Genomic DNA, 19,822 nt, shown 5'->3' on the forward strand with positions numbered 1-19,822 from the left:
GATGATGCAACCGGGAAGGGTGTACAACTCGCCTGAGTATCGTTATGGCTTCCAGGGACAGGAAAAAGATGATGAAATCAAAGGAAGTGGAAACTCAATTAATTATAAGTACCGGGTACATGATCCAAGGCTGGGCAGATTTATGAGTATTGATCCTCTGTCTCCCAAGTATCCTCAATGGTCTCCTTATGTCTTTAGCGGAAATAGAGTTGTTGATGCTTTTGAATTAGAAGGACTAGAGCCCGTTGATGCAAAGAAAGGAGCAAAACATTTAGTAGTTGTTGTACAAGGTTTTTGGGGGGAACCAGGAAAGAATAAAACTTTGGTCAGTAATACTCCAATGGCTGTTGATAATACCGGTCTTGGCTCTGTAGAACAAGGTTTTGGGGGTAAAAGTCAAATTCAAGTTGCCACTTATAATTCTTCTCGCAAGAGCGGAACTATTGCTGACGTAGGTCAAACAATAGATAACTTTATGTCAGCAAATCCAGATGGTGAAATAATCATGGTGGGACATAGTTTAGGAGCTGATAATGTAATGGATATAGCAAATGAAACAGAACATGAAATTGATTTAATCATAACTCTTGATATTGCTGATTACTGGGATAGCGACAACGCGCCATCAAATGTCAATAATGTGGTTAACATATATCAAACCAATGATTTTCCCGGTGGAGAAGATGTAGAAGGTAATGGGAATACTAATGTGCAGAACTTCAATGCAAAAAAATCTACTCATAGGTCAATTGATCAAGATTTTGCTGGAACTATTTTGCAAATAATTGAGAATCAAGTGCATGTAAAACCGAGTAGTACCAGTGCTGGGAATGCTGCAAGTCATGAAGATGTAGATAAAGATGAATAATAGAAGCGTTAAAATATTTATTGCTGTCCTTGTTTTAGCTATCACCGCTTTGATGCTCATCATAAATACGAGGCCTTCTAAAGATTGGTTGTGGCTGACTTTATTAGGAGTAATTTTTTTATTCACTGCTAGAGAAATATTCTTTTACTGGAAAAAGAAAAGAATACTTCATCTTATTATCGTATTATTATATATGACCATCTTCTGTTTTGTGCTTTTCTATTTTTTTTATGGAAAACTGCTAATAGTCAATTGACTTAGGTGATGTCGGTAATGTCTCAAACATGTTGGTAGCCCTGTCTTACTTCTTTAAAATGCAGATTATCAGTGTTTCAATCAAAGTGAAATGATCGGTTTTAACCGAAACTACACCTCACTCAACAACTTTTAATCGCTAAAAACCACCTTAAAAAGGCTTCTTCCTGTACCTGGTGTATCAAATGTGTTGGAAATCTTATAAAACACTCACCCATGAAACCCCTCCAACGCATCCTGTCAGACTTTATCAACCTGATTTTCGCTCCTAAAGAGCGAGAAGAAGAAACGGTAAAGCGGAGCTGGGGAGAAATCATTTTAGTACTGATAGTTTTTGATAGGTATAGGAACCATTACGGCATAAGTAACCGTAATAAGTAGATAAAGAATTAATATTATGACGTATAAAAAATACTTTGAACAGCTGAGAAAGGACTTTGAGAGAACAACAGATGCTTACATGAAAGCTAAGCAAAACGGCATTGATAAAAAAACAGAAGAAGATTTTAGGTATGCAAAAACCGAATGGGAAAACGCAACTAACAACTGTAATACATTCCTTGCCTTTGCAAAGAAATATGAAATTAATCCTGAGGACGAGATAAAAGCTTCTAATGTGAACTTATAAGAAGCATCGAAACCAACTAGTATACGTCATAAATGAACTGGAAAGAGGGCTTTTCTATTAGGAAAAGCGACAAAGCCCGGGAAGAGTAGCCCGGGTTTTTTTGATTATTGCTTAAACTGATTTTTTACTTTAATAGAACTTAATTCGATAAAGCCATGAAATTTGATATTGAAAAGGTTACAATGCTACTTCCACGCAAATACTGGAATAAATTATCCGCTGGAGCGGAAGTGACAGAAAATGAGGTTGTTGAGTGCTAGTTAAAAGTAGAGGTATGAACCATTACTTTTTCAAGTTCACCAGGAAAGAGAAGTATGAACTTAGGAGAGTTCAGGTTGAACTGTTACTTGCAGACATTACAATTTGTTTTGCGGTTTTCTTTAATCCTTTTTGCTCTTGCTGTATAGGTGTTTTGATATTCTTTTGGTCTTTTTTGTATTGGATAAGTGTAAGCTTCGTAAGGGGTGAGGCCATCAAGTGAATTATGAGGTCTGTTATAATTGTAATCTTCTACTGCTTTCATGAGGTGTTTTTCGAGAGACTCTTTTGTGGTTGAATGAAATGCTATAATGCGTAAGTATCGTTTCATGATTTTGATAACTGCTTCTACAGGTGAATTAGAAAAGCGAATATGCTTACGGGCTATAAGCTTTTGAATGGTTGTTGAATTTGTTTCAGAGATCAGTGTTTCAATTTCTTTGTTATGGTTTTCCATACCGCCATCAGCCAGGAGATTTATCAGCTCACAGTTTGGGTAATAGTAGTTGATCTTTGCAATTGCATCTCCAAGAGCATCTTTAACGTTTTGTGCATTATTTAAAAATGAAGTATTCCAGCCCAGTATTTTTCTTGAGTAGTTATCTGTGACAATAGCAATAGCCAGTTTTTTATTTGATGAAGGAAGCTCCCAAAAAGTTGTATCAACATGGATGAATTGATTTGGACACTCGGTTTTGATGCCTTCCCTTTTCTTGAGTTTTGAAGGATGAAGCCTCTTTAAGTTGAGAAGTTTAGCATACTTGTAAAAAGTGCCTTTTGCTACTTGAATTTGTCCTTCTCTCAATCCTTTGTAATAGAGAGATGAAATCGGCCAACATTTAAATTGAGGGTTTTCAAAAAGGTTTTTAATACTATTTATTTCAGAAGTTGATAATTGAAGTGGATTTCTTCTGAAACAATTTTGAGTCGGTGAAATACCACATTTGAGTTTTACATTCATCAATTTGTTATAGAAGCCAGAAGATGAAATACGGAACCATTTAAAGTTTGTGTTTCCTGGGAAAAACTCTATCATGTACTGGATTTTGTCAATAAAGAAATCTTCATATTCTTTCATTTTGTAAACTACAGGCATAATAATTTTGCTACTTTGGATCCATACTCTTTTTATTGCAAATAATACTTTTTTGAGATTTCTATGCTCATTTAATAGAGCATAATGGTCGATCACTTCTTTGAGCATTGTGTTCATTTCAGAACCAAAATAGTGAGAGTGGTAGTTGCGGTTTTTCCAATCGTTGATTGTTGAACTGGGTATTTGACTGTGTAACTCTTCAGGAATTAAATGCTCTTTACCCATTGAACAGATTAAGGGTAGAGCTGTATCATACTGTTTTCTCATAGTAATAACTGACGGTTGTTCATGCAATAATGCAAAGAAGTTTTGTCGGTTATTTCTAGAATTCAATGTCGTAAAACGACAGACCCCCTCGTAAAAATACATTTACTGTTGGCGGTTATTTCGCTTTGATTTTTAGCAATTTAGTTAGCTGTCGAGGATTCATATTTGGATCTGACCATGAGAATAAAGTGTTAATCTAAAATCTAAAATTCTATGAAAAAATTAGCAGTAAGTGTTTTTGCGTTGGCTGTGAGCTTCGCAGGAATGTCACAAACATCGAATAATCTTGTCGATTTTGAGGATATTAACGGACATGCTCCGGTTGAAACAAACTCAATCGACAATAATTACTTTTACAACAATTATTGTATCGAGTTCTTTCATGATTCAATCAATAGTTCTACTTTACCTATTTACTCACAAGTTGGAGCACCCAGAACGGCTTTTGTAGTTGCATATAATACTTATAGTACTTCAAAAGGGACCGTATGTAATAATATATCGACAGACGATGATGCTCCTATAAGTTCTCCTTTGGATGAAGGGTGTTACTTACTTACAGACGTTGATGCTGGTCCTACTCAAAATCCAAAGCCGCTTGTCATTGATTACGATGAAGATTGTACTGTTTGCGACAGTGCATCTGGTTTTTTACTTGATGTTGATGGAAACAGTAACTTTCAGGAAGGCTGGAGATTAGAGGCTTTTACAACAAACCCAAATATTGCTGAAGATACTATTTACATTCTTTCAGACGACTGGAGTAATTGTGGAGTTTGTCCTAATGTTCCAGGTTTTTCTTCACCAGGCTATTACAATTCTGCTGACGATGGAACGGCAAAGTACTGGGAGTTTCAATTGAATAATCCAATCGATTATTTGAAATTTACATATATAGGTCACCCTGATCGTGGTGCCGGTATAGCTTTTGACGAATTTTATTTCTGTAGTATTGAACAGGATACTACACCTGAGCCGGAAATCTGTGAAGTGAATGCAGGCTTTGAACCGCAAATAGACATGTGTAAAGTTTCATTCACGAACTTTTCTGCACCCGGAAATTCATCAACTGAAATTGTCGGTTACAAATGGACTTTTGGTGATGGAACCTCATCAAATGAAGAAAACCCTGTTTATTTCTATGATCAGCCGGGAGTATATCAGGTTTGTCTTGAAGTAACAGCCATTAAAGACGGAGAATGCTGTACTGATATTTACTGTACTGAGATAGAAATCAACGAAGAGTGTCCTGAAGGTTGTGAAGGTGATATAGAATTAAACTATGAAAGGACAACGGTTTGTGATTCATGTGCTTATACTTTTAGTGCTAATATCTTTGGAAATTACTATCCGGTAATTGGATATCAATGGGACTTTGGAGACGGTACAACAAGCACAGAAGCGAATCCGACTCATGTTTACCAGGTTCCAGGGGCACAACAAGTTTGCTTGAGGGTTGTATTGGATAGCCCTGAAGAATGCTGCATTATCGAGAGATGTATTGAAATTCCGGGTTGTGAAGAAGTAAAAGCGATGATGAAAAATGAATCTACCGGATTCAATCCGTCAGACTCGGAAAGAGATTTCACAGATGATGTTAGAACAGGAGATAAGGTGAGCTTATTTCCAAATCCTGTAAACGATATGATGAATATAGAATTACTCGATAAAGTTGAGAGTTCAACTTTATACAATAAGCGTTATACAATATTTGATGTGCGCGGAGTTGAAGTACAATCAGGTACACTCGAAAGCACCTCAAAGAACAAAGCTATAGTTGATGTTTCTGAACTTCCTGAAGGAATGTATATCATGAAGATTAACGGCTTTGATGTAAACGAATCTTTCTCTTTCCAAAAGAAGTAAGAGATTAGTTTTACATTGATTAATTAGAAAAGGGCCTCCGGGCCCTTTTTTAGTTATTAAGTGTCGTGTTTTACGCAGGTAAATTGCGAAAAACCCGACAGTGTTTAGGGTTATATTTGGAGCTCTTCAATATAAACACCTAATCATGAAATTCAACAACCCTATTCATACCGGAACTTTTAATTGTAAAACATCAAAATCTAAGTTGGCTGCGTGGACCTTGATGGAAGTGTTGCTTGTTTTAGCTATAGTAGGCATACTGGTGTTATTGGCGCTTCCAAATTTCACTTCTATTATCTCTAAAGCCAAAGGAAAAGAAGCTGAGCTACAATTGAATGCCCTGCATATGATGCAAAAAACTCATTTCTACGAAAAGTCAAAGTATGGCAAGACGCTTGAATCTGTAGGGTTTCAACAGGAAAAACTTACAACTGAAGGGGGGAAAGCCAATTACAAAATTGAAATTGTGGAGGCTTCAAACACAGGTTACACGGCAAGGGCAACTGCTGTTGTCGATTTTGATGGTGACGGGCAGTACAACGTTTGGGAAATTGATGAGGATAAGAACTTAGAAGAAGTAACTAAAGATTGAATACCATTCTCTACATAGTATTGGGGATTGCACTCTTCATGATTCTTTACCAGGACTTGAAAGACCGTGCAGTTGAAGTACTTTGGTTGTTACTACCGGGGATAACAGGAGTGGTGTATTTGATAAGTGATTCTGCCAATAACATTGAAACCACACTTTATAATCTCGCATTGATTACAGTACTTTATGCAGTTGTCTATCTCTATTTTCTTTTAAAAAGCAAGATAAAGCAAACCAGATTTCAGTCATTTATAGGAGCGGGAGATGTTGTTTTTCATCTTTCGCTTTGTACCGTCATGTCTCCGGTTAGCCTAGTTACTCTTATAGTATTTGGAAATATAGCCGGTCTCTTGCTTTTGTTATTAAAACAGGCAAAACTGACACGAAACAGTATTCCGCTTGCAGGTATTCACTCCGGGACTTTGTTTGTGTGGTTGTTATTTGCTGTATTCTTATCTCCTAATTCAAATCCTCTTTTAATACCACTTGCCCAATGATTGAAAGTGAATTTGAAATAAAGACAAGCTTATTGCAATTGATCTCATCAGATCAGGCTCATCAGTATGAAATAGTCCCAAATTCAAGTGAGGGAGAAGTCTTGTCTTTGCTCACCTTTGAAAACAGCAAGGCTATTCAGAATAAAGATGAACTAGAACTTGTTTTAGGAAAGTCGATCGATTTTGAGATCATCGATAAAGAAACATTCAATCATCTTCTTCATTCCAATTACAGGAAGCGCAGGGATCAAGCGAAAGTTCTCAAAGGAAACAGCGCTGATTTTTTGGATGAATTGTTATCCCTTTCTACAGAGTTAGACAGTTCAGATATTCATATAGAGCCTTACGACAAAAGATGCCGGGTGAGGTACCGTATAGACGGTCACCTCGTGGAAAAATTCACGATCAGTAAAGTGAATTACCCTCCCTTGCTCAACAAATTGAAGATCAGATCCAATCTCGACATTTCTGAGAAAAGATTACCGCAGGACGGTCGGTTGAGATGGAAGAACCACGGCAAAGAGTTTGAATTCAGAGTATCTGTTTTGCCAACGCTCCACGGAGAAAAAGTGGTTTTACGTCTCCTTCAGAATGATGCCGATCACGTAGAGCTATTGAGGTTGGGAATGAACGATGATCAGTATAGAACATACAGCGAAATACTGAAAAGACCTAACGGAATCATCTTAATATCAGGTCCAACCGGTTCGGGGAAAACAACTACACTTTACGCCACGCTGAAAGAGCTCAACAAGATAGATCGCAACATCTGCACAGTTGAAGATCCAATTGAATACACACTGGAAGGAATCAACCAGGTACAGGTCAAGGCCGATATCGGGTTGACATTCGCCAAAGCATTGAGGTCATTTTTGCGGCAGGACCCCGATGTGATAATGCTCGGTGAGATCCGTGATGGCGAAACAGCCCAAATGGCGATCAGGGCAGCGCTGACAGGTCACCTGGTATTGTCTACCATTCACACAAACTCTTCTATCGATACAATCAACAGGCTTATCGATATGGGGGTACCTACATTTTTATTGTCCTCAACGCTCAACCTCAGCGCAGCTCAAAGATTGCTGCGTAAGCTCTGTCCGCACTGCAAGCAAAAACAGGATGATTTGAGCCAGGTCAAACCACCTGAGGGTTATTCAGTTAAAAACGATCACGAAATATATAAACCGGTAGGGTGTCAGGAATGTCATTACACCGGCTACAGCGGTCGACTGGCCATTTATGAATTAGTTGCCATCAGCAGTGCTATATCGACCGAAATCCGCAAGGGATCTGACCCTGATAAAATCAGGGAATCTGCTGACCATTTTAAATCACTTTCTGAACAAGCCTGGTATCACTACACACATGGGACAACTTCTCTCGAAGAAGTATATCCACTGCTAATACAAGATTAGTTTATGCGAACAAACAACATCATATTAATGACAGTCTTCGGTTTCCTGATGAGCATTTTGGCTCTTCAGGCTAATGGTCAGAACCGGATTGACACCCTGCGTAACACGCTGGATTCACTTTCTGCAGAGTTTCCCGGATTGGAAGAAAAAGTAGAGTTCAGCGTGAGTGGAGCTACCATTCACGAGTTTTTGAGAGGGATAGCTGAAAACCACGATCTCAATATTTCAGTTGATCAAAATCTCGATATAAGAGTATCGAATAACTTCAATAACGCAGTCGTGAAAGACGTCCTTATTTTTCTCAGTGAAAAATATCGTCTCGATGCAGATGTTTATGGTTCTATATTAGCGTTCAGGCAATTGCCGGAAAAAGAAAAAAAGCCGGTTATCAGGGAGCCTGATGTGAACTTCAACAACCTCAATTCCTTTCTCAGTCTGGATCTCAAGAATGATACACTGGCTAAAGTGATAAGAAAAATCACAGATCAATCAGGTCTTAACGTACTCGCTGATCCCGCAGTAAAAGACAGGAGAGTCAATGCTTTCATCAAGAACAGACCATTTGAAAATGCCATTATTATGATGGCTGAATCAAACGACTTGAAAGTTGAAAAAAAGGCAGATAACTACTTTTTCATCACAGAAAAAGGCCAGGAAGAGAACGAAAGGACTGCCCAACAAAACACTGATGAAAGAGGAGGCAGAGAAGAGATAGAACTGGTAAAAGGTCTTGAGATTGAGCTGGAAGACGACAGGCTTACAGTTGTAGCTAATGAAGTTGAGTTGAAAACAATACTCGACAAGGTTTCACAAAAATGTGAAGCCAGGTATTTTCTCTACACTGAACCTAAAGGCAAAATCTCAACTTACATTGATAATGTTACATACGAAGATTTTGTCGAGTATTTATTGCACGGCACAGAATACACATTTAAGTTCACTGAAGGAGTCTATCTCATCGGTAAGCGGGATCATGAGATTCTGAGAACAACAGAATTGGTGAGGTTACAAAACCGCACAATAGAGTCTATCTTAGATTTTGTTCCCCAGGAGCTAAAAAAGGGAGTAGACATAAAAGAATTTACTGAGCTAAACGGGTTGATCCTTAGTGGGTCAAGACCCAATATCAGGGAGCTTAAAACCTTTTTAGCTTCTGTCGATCAGGTTGTGCCGGTTGTTAAGATTGAAGTGATGATTGTTGATGTTACCCGTAATTCAACATTACAGGGAGGTGTTGATCTCAGGCTTGGAGGTGATGTTGTTCAACAAACATCAGGAAAACTGAGTCCCGGTATTGACATGGAACTATCCAGCACAACAATCAATCAGTTAATCAACAGCTTTAATGGATTCGGGTTTGTGAACCTGGGAAAAGTTACGCCTAATTTTTATGCAAGTATCCAGGCTCTGGAAGCAAACGGAGTACTGAAAATGCGTTCCACACCAATGCTAGCGACACTAAACGGACATGAAGCCGATCTCAAAATCGGGAATACCGAATACTATCTTGAAGTACAAAATGACTTAGTGGGAACTCAAAATCCGGTACAGCAGCAATCGCAAACATATAAAGCCGTAAATGCTGATCTATCGCTCAACATAAAACCGATTGTGTCAAGTGATGATAATGTTACGCTTGAAATTGAGGTTCAGCAATCAGATTTTACAGCACGGATTTCAGAAACAGCTCCACCAGGTAAAGTGACACGGAATTTTAAATCCTACATCAGGGTGAGAAACGGAGAAATGATTATGCTTGGCGGATTGGAAGAAAAATCGGTGGAACGTTCAGGAAGCGGGCTTCCATTCTTATCAAAAGTTCCGGTTTTGAAGTGGATCTTTGGCAAGCAGTCAAAGAACAATAATAAAACGAGGTTGAATATTTTCATCAGACCTCGAGTAATCTATTAGTGTTGGTATGGCGCTATCTGATTTAAAAGAAAAGTTTCTCAAGCGAAAGGAGCTCGGTTTAAGTATTGAGCTGGGAAATGAAGAGCGTACGTTCCATCTCTTTAAATCATCAGTAAAAGAGGGCAACCTCTCAGTTGATGAAACAATAAGTGTGCCTTCAATTACTGAAGTAACAGATCATTTTAAGGGAAGGAGTATTGTACTCCATTTGAGTGGTAAGGGAATTTTAGCCAAAACCGGTTACGAGGAAAGAGTGGAGGATGTTTTCCCCACGATCTCTGTCGATGAGTTTTTTATCCAGCATTTCAGCTTTGGTTCAAAGCATGTTTGGAGCATAGCTAGAAAAGAAACAGTGAACGCTGTGGTGGAGGAGTTGCTGAATGAAAACATACTGGTAAAATCAGTTTATTTGGGCCCTTCAGCAGTTCAGTTGGTGAATAGTGATCTCGTAAAATCTGATGATAAAATCGTTGCCAATCCGTATACCATAAATCCGGTTAGAGAAGAAGTTACAGTTGGTACAGAGGGAACGATAAAAAGCTATCAAATTGATCAGTTTGAAGTTGAAAGCATTTTCCTGAACGTTTTCGGAGCCGTTTTGATGAACATTCTGTCACCCCAAAAAGCAATCCCGGTAAAGGGATCTGAGAATGAGGAATTGCTAAATGATTTGATTTACAGTCAGCGGTTTAAGACACTGGCACCTGTAATGATTTTTACTTTTTTCTTTATCTTGTTGGTGAACTTTGGCGTGCAACAACATTTACAGGGCGAGAGAGAAACACTCAATGCTGAGGTGCAGTTATTAGAGAAAGATGCTGAAAGACTCGAGGAGATAGAGAAAGCAATTACGACTCAAAAATCACTGTTGGGAAACACGGGACAGTCTGTTAGGTGGTCTTATTACTTCGATCTACTGGCACAGGATATTCCCGGGGAAATCCAACTGGAAAGCTTAAACGCTTACCCGATGGACAATGATGAAATGCAACTGTCAGATCCGATGAAGGCTGACGTTGACAATATCGTGGTTGAAGGGTTGGTAGCTGATGTAACTGATTTTGAAAAATGGTACAAGAAACTGGATCAACACGACTGGATTAAAGGGAAATCAATCCTGAATTATGGAAAAAAATCAGGAGTTGAAAGATCAGTGTTTAAGATCAAACTGAATGTTTCGGTATGAATTTGAATTCGCAGCAGAAATATTATTTACTGATAGCGGGAAGCATACTACTGCTGATCCTGATTTATCCGTTGGCGATTTCTAAAACTGTTGCAGTTAGCTCGTCAATCGATAAACTGGAAAAGCGGAAAACGGAGTTGGCCAGCCTCAAGTCAAAAGAAAATGAGTTGCTCCGGATGCAATCCCGCCTCAAGGATACGGCTACCATCGGTTCTGACCGTAACTCTATATTGACTTATATTTCCATGAAAGGAGAGAAGTTGCCGGGATTGGAAGTTGCTCAAATTCCTGAAGTTCACTTTTACTCGAGTGATGACCTGAATATTGAAACGAATGTTTTTGTGCTGGAAGGACCGTTTAAGAGTCATTTGGGAATTTTAGACAGCCTGTATTTCAACGGAAAAATTTCACCTAAAAGTGTGCACCTGTACAAACAAAGAAACTTTAAAAAGCGAAAAAATGAGCTTTACTGTAAACTGTATTTTCAAAGAGTTAAGGATTGATTATTTGTCTGTTCTGCTCGTGATAGGCCTGCTTAGCAGCTGTGATGATATTATTGAAAAGGATATCAGTGATGAGCGTGTGTCCATTATTGCACCTGCAGACAGTTTGCGAACTGAAGAGAGCAGCCAGTTTTTCATCTGGAACGAAATTGACGGTGCAAGTGAGTATCAGTTGCAAATTGTTTCTCCCTCATTCAAACAGGTGAGAAGGTTTGAGCTGGATACAACAATAAATGATTATCGCTACGAGTATTCTTTTACACCAGGCGTTTACCAGTGGCGTGTAAGGGCAAAGAACGGAAGTTACGAAACTCCTTACGCTACAAGGACAATTATCATTGACAGCTCACTCAACCTGAGCAATACGACTGTGTTTTTGACCAGTCCGCCTGATAATTCGGTGATGAGAGAAGGTCCGGGGGAATTTCGTTGGAGTGAAGTTTACAATGCAAATTACTACGTGTTCAGGCTTGTAGAGGGAAATAACTTTGACGGAGGCGTCAGGGTCGTGCAGGATGAAGAAGTCAATACTCTTCAGTTCAATTATTCTGATTCATTACCTGAAGGTGATTACACATGGGGGGTGAGTGCTGAAAATCAAATTTCAAAATCTGCCTTTTCAACGAGAACCTTTACCATTGATCGCACTCCGCCTACCGTACCGCAGTTGACAAGTCCAAATGACGGAGATATTGTGAACCCCAATGTCACTTTAACGTGGAATTCTAACTCAGAATACGATTCATTGATTATTGGAAGTGATGGCCAGCTTAACCAGGTGCTTCAAAAAGTTTATTCTGATTCGAACTCTTACTCTGACTCACTGAGTAATGGTACTTATTACTGGACAGTGAAATCCTTTGATAATGCAGGAAATGTTTCGCAGGCTAATGAGATAAGAGAATTTATGGTTCAATGAGTAAGCCCAAAAAGAAGAAATATTTGACGTTTATACTCATTCCTGTAGTTGCAGGAGTTTGGGGATATATTGCCTATATCATTTACGATATGCTAAACCCTGATGAACCTGTTGTTTCAACTCAAACCAACTACAGCGAACACAAAACCGAGCCCGATTCAATCGATGAAGCTCAATTGAAGCTGAATTACGATGATCCGTTTTTAAAAGGGAGCCCTTACACCAGGAGGAAATACACGGTTCAAAAAAAGAAAGAACCTCAAAAAACACAGCAGGTCATTCAGCAGAGCAACCAAAATATACCAAAGTCTAAATTCAATTGGCCTGATATTGTCTTTGTGGGAAAAATGGAAAACAGATCAGATAACAGGACACAGGTGTTGTTGACCATAGGTGAAAAGCAGAATATTTACTCAATAGGTGATAGTCTCACAGCTGGTATTTACATTGATGAACTCCATCAGGATACTTTGATTTTAAAGCGAAGTTCCGGTGGAGAGTCAAAAACGCTGGTCATCAACTCCCGATAGAGAGCGAGAACAATGGCATGTACATCGCGACAAGTATCGTCCCGATTACGATAGCTACAAATGTAATGAGGATAGGTTCCAGGATCTTTCCCACTATTGAGGCCTGGGATTCGAGATCTTCACGCACCTGGCTCGAGATGCGTTCAAAGGCCTGGTGAAGTTGATTCGTCTCCTCAGAGATCTCGATATACATCAGTTCCGATTCACTGAACATCTCCGTGTTTTCCAACGATTTTTTCAGAGAACTACCATGAGCGATTTTTTCTGAAGCTTCACCCACTTTTGAAGAAATGTATTTGGTGTTCATCGAGTTTTGAGCGAGGTTGAGTGCCTCCAGTAAGTTGACATTCGCTTTTAACAGGAAAAACAGAACACTGCTGAATCGGCTTTTTACTGATTTGATGTAGAATGATCCAAAGAAAGGCACTCTGATCAGGATACTTTCAACCCTGATCCTGAAGGAATCCTTTTTCCATAGCTGCATGAAAACGAGGATCAGGATGAGTACAGCCATCAACCAGTACAAATATTGATTCTGAACAGTGTCACTGATCGCAATGATATGTTGTGTGATTTGTGGCAGTTCAGATCCCAGTCTTTCGTACAGTCCGCCAAACATGGGAACCACAACATTTACCATGAAGAATAAAATACCCGTTGAAACAACGATCAGTAACAAAGGGTAAGACATGGAACCGATGATCGTCTTCTGTATTTTGGCATTGAACTCATAGAAATACAGGAGATCGCCAAAAACAGCTTCCAGTTGTCCGCTCTCCTCACCGGCCTTTATGCTGGATGACTCAAATTTTGAAAAGTGCCCTGTTTGTTCAACAGCCTCTGCAAGTGAATTTCCTTTGAGTACACTCTGTTTGATTTCTGACAACACCTTAGCGTATTTATCCTTCTTTTTGGTGTTGACCGTGATCATTTCAAGGAGCGTATTCATGTCGACTCCCGCCTTGAGCAGTGAGTGAAACTCTTTGTAAAAACGAATCTTATATTTTTTGCCAAAACTGTCCTTTTTCAGGGCAGCGAGTATTCCGCTTCCTGTTTTTGATGAGGACTTAGCCTGAACTTTAGTATTTGCTTTGAGTTCTATCGGCATAATTGATCAATTGAGTAGCTGAGTACTGTTTCTTTAAAATAAATGGGTATTTTGATTGCGGGAACTGAACCTCAATAGCGTTTACCAGTTTCGTGTTTTTTTGATACCCGGTGTTTTGAACTGAAAAAGTGAGCGTGTCACTACCGGGTGAATTGCTCGTGGTTCTGACAGTGAACCCGGGTTTCAGCTCATAGTTGATTACTTCACCTGTTTTTTTCATCACCAGTGATGAGGTTGACTTGTTGATCTCTTTTGAAGATTCAATATCTGATTGCAGGACATGTAAACCCTGAAGTTGGTCGTATTTGGTGATCGATTGATGTTCAATATTCAGGAGGAAGTTATTACTCTGTTGATACACAAAGGCTCCCAGTAATGCCACGATGGATATAACAGCCATCACGATCATGAGTTCCAGAATCGTAAATGCTTTGAGTTTACTCTTCATGATCTTCCAGTTGTTTCAGGTTGCAGACTTGCAGATCATGATCAGTTGTGGAAGCACATATTTTCATCAGACCTGGGTTCAGTTTTTCGAAAGTTAAATGGATTTTTTTGTTTTTGTAGGATACTTCAACTTTATCAGACGAGAGGTTTTCCAACTCTCGGGTTGATTTGTTGCAGTATGAAACGGAAATAAAGCTCAACTCTGATCGGGTTAACCTGCTGTTCAAAGAGGTGAGTTTTCCAAATGTGGAAAAAGCAAGGAGGGCCACCAGTACGATTAAACTGGTAGCAATCACAACTTCGAGTATGCTGACAGCTCTTAGTTTAACCATTTCATTACCTTTCCTTTTTGACTTCCTTTCATCGTGACGGAGAGGAAGTCTTTTTGATGCATGTCGTGGTTGATTATTCCGTCCATCAAGGTATTCGTGTAAACACCCGTGGGAGTTTTTAAGTAAAAGCGCTGGGCAAAAACACTGCCCTGTACTTCTCCCTGCAGTTGGATGTCACCGTTTGTGATGATATTTCCTTTAACTGTGCTTTTGTCTCCTATTTTGATAAACGATTTTTTTTCAGTCAGGAAGATTTCACCGTTATATTCAGAACCCTCATCAATCTCAGCGTATCCGTTTTCACCCGTAACGACAATGTGTGAAGGATAGTTCAACTGAGCCATTGAGGAGATGAAGAGCGAATCGGTTGCCCAAAACTGTCCGGAGCCCTTAAAGCCGGCTTCGAGTCTGATCTCGGGTGCTGCCACGATTCCGCTATTTATGGTAATGCTGGACGGTATCGACAGCGGAGTGTTTGATTTCAGAATAATATTTCCCTCAAAAACGGAGGGGCGGGAGAGAGGCTGATCGATTTGAATAATCAGTGGATTTGACCTGAATGAGTTCCTTATTGTATCAGAATTGAATTCAGATAAAAGTCTGGTATTGCCGAATCCCGTGAGTCTCTTTGCTGTGTTTCGAATGTTTGTGATCGTTTCTTTGATCTCTTTAGGAAAGTCGCGATCACTCTGTTTCGGTTTCGACTTGAGAAAATCCTGAACAGTTGATGACTTCCCCTCAATGTAAACCTCTTTTACGCTTTTACTAGGGAGAAAAGCTTCACCGAATATTTCAGCCTTGCCAGTGTATTTGAGTTCATCAAAATTACCGGCCAGGTAAATTGCCGGCCAGTGTTTGTCTGCATAACCGATAGCCCATCCTTTGTAAAAGGTATCCTGTTCAGTTTTGATGTAGCCGGTATAGACATTGAGTAGTCCGAAGTTTTTAACAGATAATAAAGACGATGCAATAGATTGGGGTTTCCAGGAAGAGTTGTCAGATTCACTTATCGGAGACTTTGAGAATTCAACCATATTTTGAAATTCGTGGTTGATAAGAATGTTTTGTTCAATTTTAGAATTGACCGTTTGCTGTTTATCGAAAAAAAGGAGAATGGCAGAAAGCAGAGCAAATACAAGGGTTGCTATCAACAAGCTCTGTAAAATAGCTGACGACCTGAGTTTTTTGTTGTAAAACTTCATTCACATGCATCGTTTTTCTCTTTCTTCTCATCCTTTTTGAAAAAGAGTTTTACTCGTTTAAAGAATGTGGTATCGTTTTCCTGCTTCTTGAGTTCACGCTTCTGTTTCCTCAGTTCTCTTTTTTGTTCACGTTCTTTTGTTTTTTCGGGATCTGCTTTAAACAGAGATTTAAAAAAACGTTCTTTTTCTGGTTGAATGATTCCGTTTGAGTAATAGATTTCTGCTATAAGTGTATCATTATGATACTTCTTTGACCAACCATGCTTTAACCCGTTTTTAAATGGAGTGCTTATCACGGTATCTGACTTGTAAATGATAGTAGACCCGTTTTTCAATCCCTTTTTAAAATTTTCGATCTTGTGCAGTTCACCATTTTGATACCAAACTTTCCATTCCCCCACTTTCAGCCCTTTTTCGAACTCTCCTTTTTCCCTGAGGTTACCCTCGAAGTAATGAGAAGTGTATTCACCGTCAAGGAGTTTACCTGAGTAATCTCCTTCAGATTTGTGTATTTCGCGCGCCTTCATCCAGTAATAGTCCTTGCAGTTGATGGTACCTGTACTTTTATCAGTATAGGAAGTGTGAATAGTGCCGGAATCGGTACGTATCCGCAAAAGGTTATAATTGATGTCTTCTTTGACGTTGTAAGAGCTGCATCCAGTCAAAAGACAAATCATTAGGATACATATAAATGATGTGATTCTGAGAAACATATATAAAAATAAGTTATACAGTTAGCACTCCTTCCTCAAGCATCTTACGCATAAGCCCGAGAATATTGTCTGATCTTGTTTTCTTCAATAGACGAGATCTATATCTTTCAATTGACCTCACAGAAAGAGATAGTCTATCAGCAATTTCATCATTCGTTTCACCTTTCCATAATAGCGAAATGATTTCTTTTTCAATGCTCTTTAGTTCAGCAACTAGCACACCTTCAAGGTTTTTTTGCTTTGTCGCTATTATTCTGTCAATAAACCCTTTTGGATAGTAGGTTCTCATTGATTTATGACCGATACAATGATCAATATCAATTTTCAGTTCACTAATAGATGATGAAGAGTTAATAAATCTTTGAACACCATGTTTAAAAGCAAGATAACATTCTAGAGTATCATTTGAGTTATAACAAGCGATTGTCTTTTTAATTGCTTTAGCATCATTTAAAAGAATGAAAAAGTTATTTACTTGTTGTTTAGTGAAACCACTTAAGAATATAATGATATCTGAGAAGCCAGATAAATCAGGAAGGTGATCAGTTTCTATCCAGGTTTCAAATTCGACAGATGATTGACAAAGGTTTGTTATACCAAAAGTCTGAAATTCGCCTGTGCTAATACACAGAACTTTAGGGTCAGTAGCTTGAATTGTCATGTTCGCGGTATTAGGGTATTAGTAATTAAAGGGACTACTAAGTTAAAGTAATTTATATATAATTAACAAATCTTGATATAAAATAATGCCATATAACCTGTTATCAGATTAAAGTTTCATAAAAGTGGCGGTTTTTACTAGCTCTTCATTAGTAAAAATACTTTTTTCATTGGCGATTATCCGACTTCATAAGCCTTTAGTTTTACATCATTAAAACAATAAATTATTGCATTATGAAAACACTTAAAACTTTAGGCTTATTAGTCTTAATGTCGATGCTGAGCTATGTCAGTATTGCACAATCACCCAGCTGTAGTAGTTCAGGGTGTATCGTTGATACTTTAATACTCAATACTGGTTATGATCACACGACTAATAGTCAGTATAGTTATGGAGATTATGATAATTACTGGAGATTAACTAATGTTCCCAGTTCTTCAGGATTGACTTTACCGTCTCCAAGTTATGTTATTAGTCCGAACAGTGCATGGCATAATTTCCCGAATTCTCAGTGGATCTCGGCCTTTAATGATAATTCTTACAATACAAATAACCCTGTTCCTGATGATCCTTACAGCTTTGAGAACTGTTTTTGTATCTGTCAGGACACTACGGTGTACTTTAATTTTGAAGTTGTAGCCGATGATTATGGTTATGTTTATCTTGACAATAATCTGCTTGCAGCTGGAGATTCAGGTTATCATTTTCAGTATGGAAACAGGATTATCGTTGATACTGCCATTTCATTAACATCAGGAACACACTGTCTGAGGCTAGATATGAGAAATATTTCTGGAGTGGCAATGGGAATTAGCCTTGAAGGTTACATGACAGGTGGAAGCCCTCTAGATCAAAATTGTTGTAATCCAAACGGTAGTATTTGCGGAGTTAAGTATCTTGATCAAAACTGTGACAGTTCCTATGCTGGTGATCCAACATTAGATGGTTTTGAAATTATCTTGTACGACAGCCTCAATAACCCTATTGATACTACAATTACGGATTCACTCGGTAATTATTGCTTCCTGGATATCCCTGCCGGTAATTATTATGTTGGTGAGATTAACCAACCGGGTTATGTTCAGACTTACCCATCATCAGGACAACATAATATAGATGTTACAGTAGGTACTGTAACAGGAGCTGATTTTGCAAACTGTGATACAACAACTACACCATCAGAGCCAGATCCATGTGAAGAAAAACTGGAAATCAAACCTGAAATAAAAAATTGTAAAGCAACATTTAATTTACTCAACAGTCCTAGTAATCCGTGGGTTCTACTCAGCGCAGAATGGACATTTGGTGATGGTTACAGCTCCAATGAAGTTTCACCAACTCATTACTATGATGCTCCAGGAGCATATCAGGTTTGCGTTGAGGTTACTTATTACAATACAGAGACACAAGAATGCTGTACAGTTAAAGAATGTCTTGAAATAGAAATAAAAGAGCCTTGTCCTGAAGAGTGTCAAATTGATGGAGAAATACTGGTAGATTTTGACGAATGTTGTGAGTATGAATTCTCACTCAATGTGAATTCAAACACAGAGATCATCGGTTACATTTGGACATTAGGAGATGGAACAACTTTAACAGGTGAAGAAGTTGAGCACATTTATACTCAAGCTGGCGGTTATCAAGTTTGTGTTACTGTTATAGCTGAAGGCCCAGACGGAAGATGTTGCTCAAAACGCATCTGTATTGAACTCGAAGTTCCATGTGAAGGAAAACCACAGGATGACAGTAGTGGAAAGAGAAGTCTTGGAAATGATGAAACAGATGTTGATGATCAATACAACTTCAAGGTTTACCCTAATCCAACAAGTGATAATGTGAACATCGCACTCAACTTATCAGAAAAGCAGCAAGTGCAAATAAGAATGTTCGATATCAACGGACGTGTGGTAATCGAAAAAAATGCCGGTGAGCAAGGTGCCGGTAGTCACAAGTTCCCGATGAGCACAAGTAATCTCAATACAGGAATGTATTTCTGCTATGTGACGTTATCTAATGGAGAGGTATTACACACTAAAGTTGTAATAGAGTAGTCTGAATAGTACCCCACACTTACTTTCTTTATCAGAGAATAAAAGCCGCTGCAAATTTTGCAGCGGCTTTTTTATAGCAGCTAACTCCCCTGATCAATTATTAAAACAACTCCATTGTGTATTACTTCCCTTTTTTCGCAATACTGACATATTCTTGAATAAGGTTCTTTGTTTGGTTTAGTCTTATCAATAATTGCCCATTTATGAAAACCTAAATAGTTGCAACCAAAGCGAACGCGAAGAGATTTATTATTTGATTTTTTCATTTTGAACGGATTTCGAGAATTACATTATCGCCCACTTGCATGCGATGCAGTATTTCAGTGACTTTTTGTTTTTTCTTTAAGTTGCGGTGAAGTTCAAGTAGTGACAGGTCATCACGATCTTGATTGTTATTCAGTAGCTCCAGATATTCTTTCAGAGCCTCTCTTATAACTTCGTGCCATTTGGAATCAGCTTCGATTAGCATAAATTCGGTTGGTTTTGTAGTGAATATTTGAGGAATTGTTATTTAACT

The 19,822-nt window shown here is 38.6% G+C and carries 22 protein-coding genes; 13 read left to right on the plus strand and 9 right to left on the minus strand.

Features of this window, described 5'->3' with window-relative positions; genetic code table 11:
• The 3 genes from F3059_RS12825 to F3059_RS12830 form a co-directional block, all read left to right on the plus strand.
• A partial coding sequence (locus F3059_RS12825; RefSeq protein WP_151169914.1) for an RHS repeat-associated core domain-containing protein occupies positions 1-868 on the plus strand: 868 nt, incomplete at its 5' end.
• Between the two features lie 471 nt (positions 869-1,339).
• Positions 1,340-1,504 (plus strand): hypothetical protein, encoded by a 165-nt coding sequence (locus F3059_RS13700; protein ID WP_170265177.1) that lies wholly within the window; start codon positions 1,340-1,342, stop codon positions 1,502-1,504.
• A gap of 16 nt (positions 1,505-1,520) precedes the next feature.
• The gene (locus F3059_RS12830; protein WP_151169916.1) at positions 1,521-1,751 is read left to right on the plus strand and encodes a hypothetical protein; all 231 of its coding nucleotides are present in this window, start codon (positions 1,521-1,523) and stop codon (positions 1,749-1,751) included.
• A 343-nt stretch (positions 1,752-2,094) separates the two neighbouring features.
• Here F3059_RS12830 and F3059_RS12835 read toward each other — a convergent pair whose 3' ends face one another.
• On the minus strand, positions 2,095-3,372 hold the full coding sequence (locus tag F3059_RS12835; protein ID WP_170265178.1) for a DDE-type integrase/transposase/recombinase: 1,278 nt from the start codon (positions 3,370-3,372) through the stop codon (positions 2,095-2,097).
• A gap of 213 nt (positions 3,373-3,585) precedes the next feature.
• Between F3059_RS12835 and F3059_RS12840 the strand changes: the two genes are divergently transcribed.
• From F3059_RS12840 to F3059_RS12880, 9 genes are all read left to right on the plus strand, one after another.
• The gene (locus F3059_RS12840) at positions 3,586-5,238 is read left to right on the plus strand and encodes a PKD domain-containing protein (RefSeq protein WP_151169920.1); all 1,653 of its coding nucleotides are present in this window, start codon (positions 3,586-3,588) and stop codon (positions 5,236-5,238) included.
• A gap of 145 nt (positions 5,239-5,383) precedes the next feature.
• On the plus strand, positions 5,384-5,830 hold the full coding sequence (locus F3059_RS12845) for a type IV pilin protein (RefSeq protein WP_151169922.1): 447 nt from the start codon (positions 5,384-5,386) through the stop codon (positions 5,828-5,830).
• The gene (locus F3059_RS12850; protein ID WP_151169924.1) at positions 5,827-6,327 is read left to right on the plus strand and encodes a hypothetical protein; all 501 of its coding nucleotides are present in this window, start codon (positions 5,827-5,829) and stop codon (positions 6,325-6,327) included. The genes F3059_RS12845 and F3059_RS12850 overlap by 4 nt, the downstream gene beginning before the upstream one ends.
• A complete protein-coding gene (locus tag F3059_RS12855; RefSeq protein ID WP_151169926.1) occupies positions 6,324-7,742 on the plus strand; it encodes a GspE/PulE family protein in 1,419 nt (472 codons plus the stop codon). Before F3059_RS12850 ends, F3059_RS12855 begins: the two co-directional genes overlap by 4 nt.
• 3 nt (positions 7,743-7,745) lie before the next feature.
• A complete protein-coding gene (locus F3059_RS12860) occupies positions 7,746-9,653 on the plus strand; it encodes a type II secretion system protein GspD (RefSeq protein WP_151169928.1) in 1,908 nt (635 codons plus the stop codon).
• 7 nt (positions 9,654-9,660) lie between these two features.
• Positions 9,661-10,839, plus strand: coding sequence for a hypothetical protein (locus tag F3059_RS12865; protein WP_151169930.1), 1,179 nt, complete (start codon positions 9,661-9,663; stop codon positions 10,837-10,839).
• On the plus strand, positions 10,836-11,342 hold the full coding sequence (locus tag F3059_RS12870; RefSeq protein WP_151169932.1) for a hypothetical protein: 507 nt from the start codon (positions 10,836-10,838) through the stop codon (positions 11,340-11,342). The genes F3059_RS12865 and F3059_RS12870 overlap by 4 nt, the downstream gene beginning before the upstream one ends.
• Positions 11,299-12,261 (plus strand): fibronectin type III domain-containing protein, encoded by a 963-nt coding sequence (locus F3059_RS12875; RefSeq protein WP_151169934.1) that lies wholly within the window; start codon positions 11,299-11,301, stop codon positions 12,259-12,261. The genes F3059_RS12870 and F3059_RS12875 overlap by 44 nt, the downstream gene beginning before the upstream one ends.
• On the plus strand, positions 12,258-12,791 hold the full coding sequence (locus F3059_RS12880; RefSeq protein WP_151169936.1) for a hypothetical protein: 534 nt from the start codon (positions 12,258-12,260) through the stop codon (positions 12,789-12,791). The genes F3059_RS12875 and F3059_RS12880 overlap by 4 nt, the downstream gene beginning before the upstream one ends.
• Here F3059_RS12880 and F3059_RS12885 read toward each other — a convergent pair.
• Genes F3059_RS12885 through F3059_RS12910 form a run of 6 tightly spaced genes read right to left on the minus strand, consistent with a single transcriptional unit; the run spans position 12,778 to position 17,254 of the window.
• On the minus strand, positions 12,778-13,899 hold the full coding sequence (locus F3059_RS12885) for a type II secretion system F family protein (RefSeq protein ID WP_151169938.1): 1,122 nt from the start codon (positions 13,897-13,899) through the stop codon (positions 12,778-12,780). The two genes, F3059_RS12880 and F3059_RS12885, sit on opposite strands and share 14 nt — an antisense overlap.
• Positions 13,871-14,347, minus strand: a complete 477-nt coding sequence (locus F3059_RS12890; RefSeq protein ID WP_151169940.1) for a type II secretion system protein — start codon at positions 14,345-14,347, stop codon at positions 13,871-13,873. The genes F3059_RS12885 and F3059_RS12890 overlap by 29 nt, the downstream gene beginning before the upstream one ends.
• A complete protein-coding gene (locus F3059_RS12895; protein WP_151169942.1) occupies positions 14,337-14,678 on the minus strand; it encodes a hypothetical protein in 342 nt (113 codons plus the stop codon). The genes F3059_RS12890 and F3059_RS12895 overlap by 11 nt, the downstream gene beginning before the upstream one ends.
• Positions 14,666-15,880, minus strand: coding sequence for a bactofilin family protein (locus F3059_RS12900; RefSeq protein ID WP_151169944.1), 1,215 nt, complete (start codon positions 15,878-15,880; stop codon positions 14,666-14,668). Before F3059_RS12900 ends, F3059_RS12895 begins: the two co-directional genes overlap by 13 nt.
• Complete coding sequence (locus tag F3059_RS12905; protein WP_151169946.1) at positions 15,877-16,557, minus strand: toxin-antitoxin system YwqK family antitoxin; 681 nt, start codon at positions 16,555-16,557, stop codon at positions 15,877-15,879. Before F3059_RS12905 ends, F3059_RS12900 begins: the two co-directional genes overlap by 4 nt.
• A 49-nt stretch (positions 16,558-16,606) precedes the next feature.
• Entirely contained in the window at positions 16,607-17,254 is a 648-nt protein-coding gene (locus F3059_RS12910; RefSeq protein WP_151169948.1) for a response regulator transcription factor, read from the minus strand.
• 233 nt (positions 17,255-17,487) lie between these two features.
• On the opposite strand from F3059_RS12910, the gene F3059_RS12915 reads away from it, so the two are divergent.
• Complete coding sequence (locus F3059_RS12915; protein WP_151169950.1) at positions 17,488-19,305, plus strand: PKD domain-containing protein; 1,818 nt, start codon at positions 17,488-17,490, stop codon at positions 19,303-19,305.
• Positions 19,306-19,385: 80 nt separating this feature from the next.
• On the opposite strand, the gene F3059_RS13705 is transcribed toward F3059_RS12915, so the two are convergent.
• Both F3059_RS13705 and F3059_RS12920 read right to left on the minus strand, forming a co-directional pair.
• Positions 19,386-19,571, minus strand: coding sequence for a hypothetical protein (locus F3059_RS13705; RefSeq protein WP_170265179.1), 186 nt, complete (start codon positions 19,569-19,571; stop codon positions 19,386-19,388).
• Positions 19,568-19,774 (minus strand): hypothetical protein, encoded by a 207-nt coding sequence (locus F3059_RS12920; RefSeq protein WP_151169952.1) that lies wholly within the window; start codon positions 19,772-19,774, stop codon positions 19,568-19,570. Before F3059_RS12920 ends, F3059_RS13705 begins: the two co-directional genes overlap by 4 nt.
• Positions 19,775-19,822: the final 48 nt, after the last annotated feature.

Origin of the sequence: Salibacter halophilus (assembly GCF_008806325.1) — a bacterium.
Lineage (GTDB): Bacteria > Bacteroidota > Bacteroidia > Flavobacteriales_G > Salibacteraceae > Salibacter > Salibacter halophilus.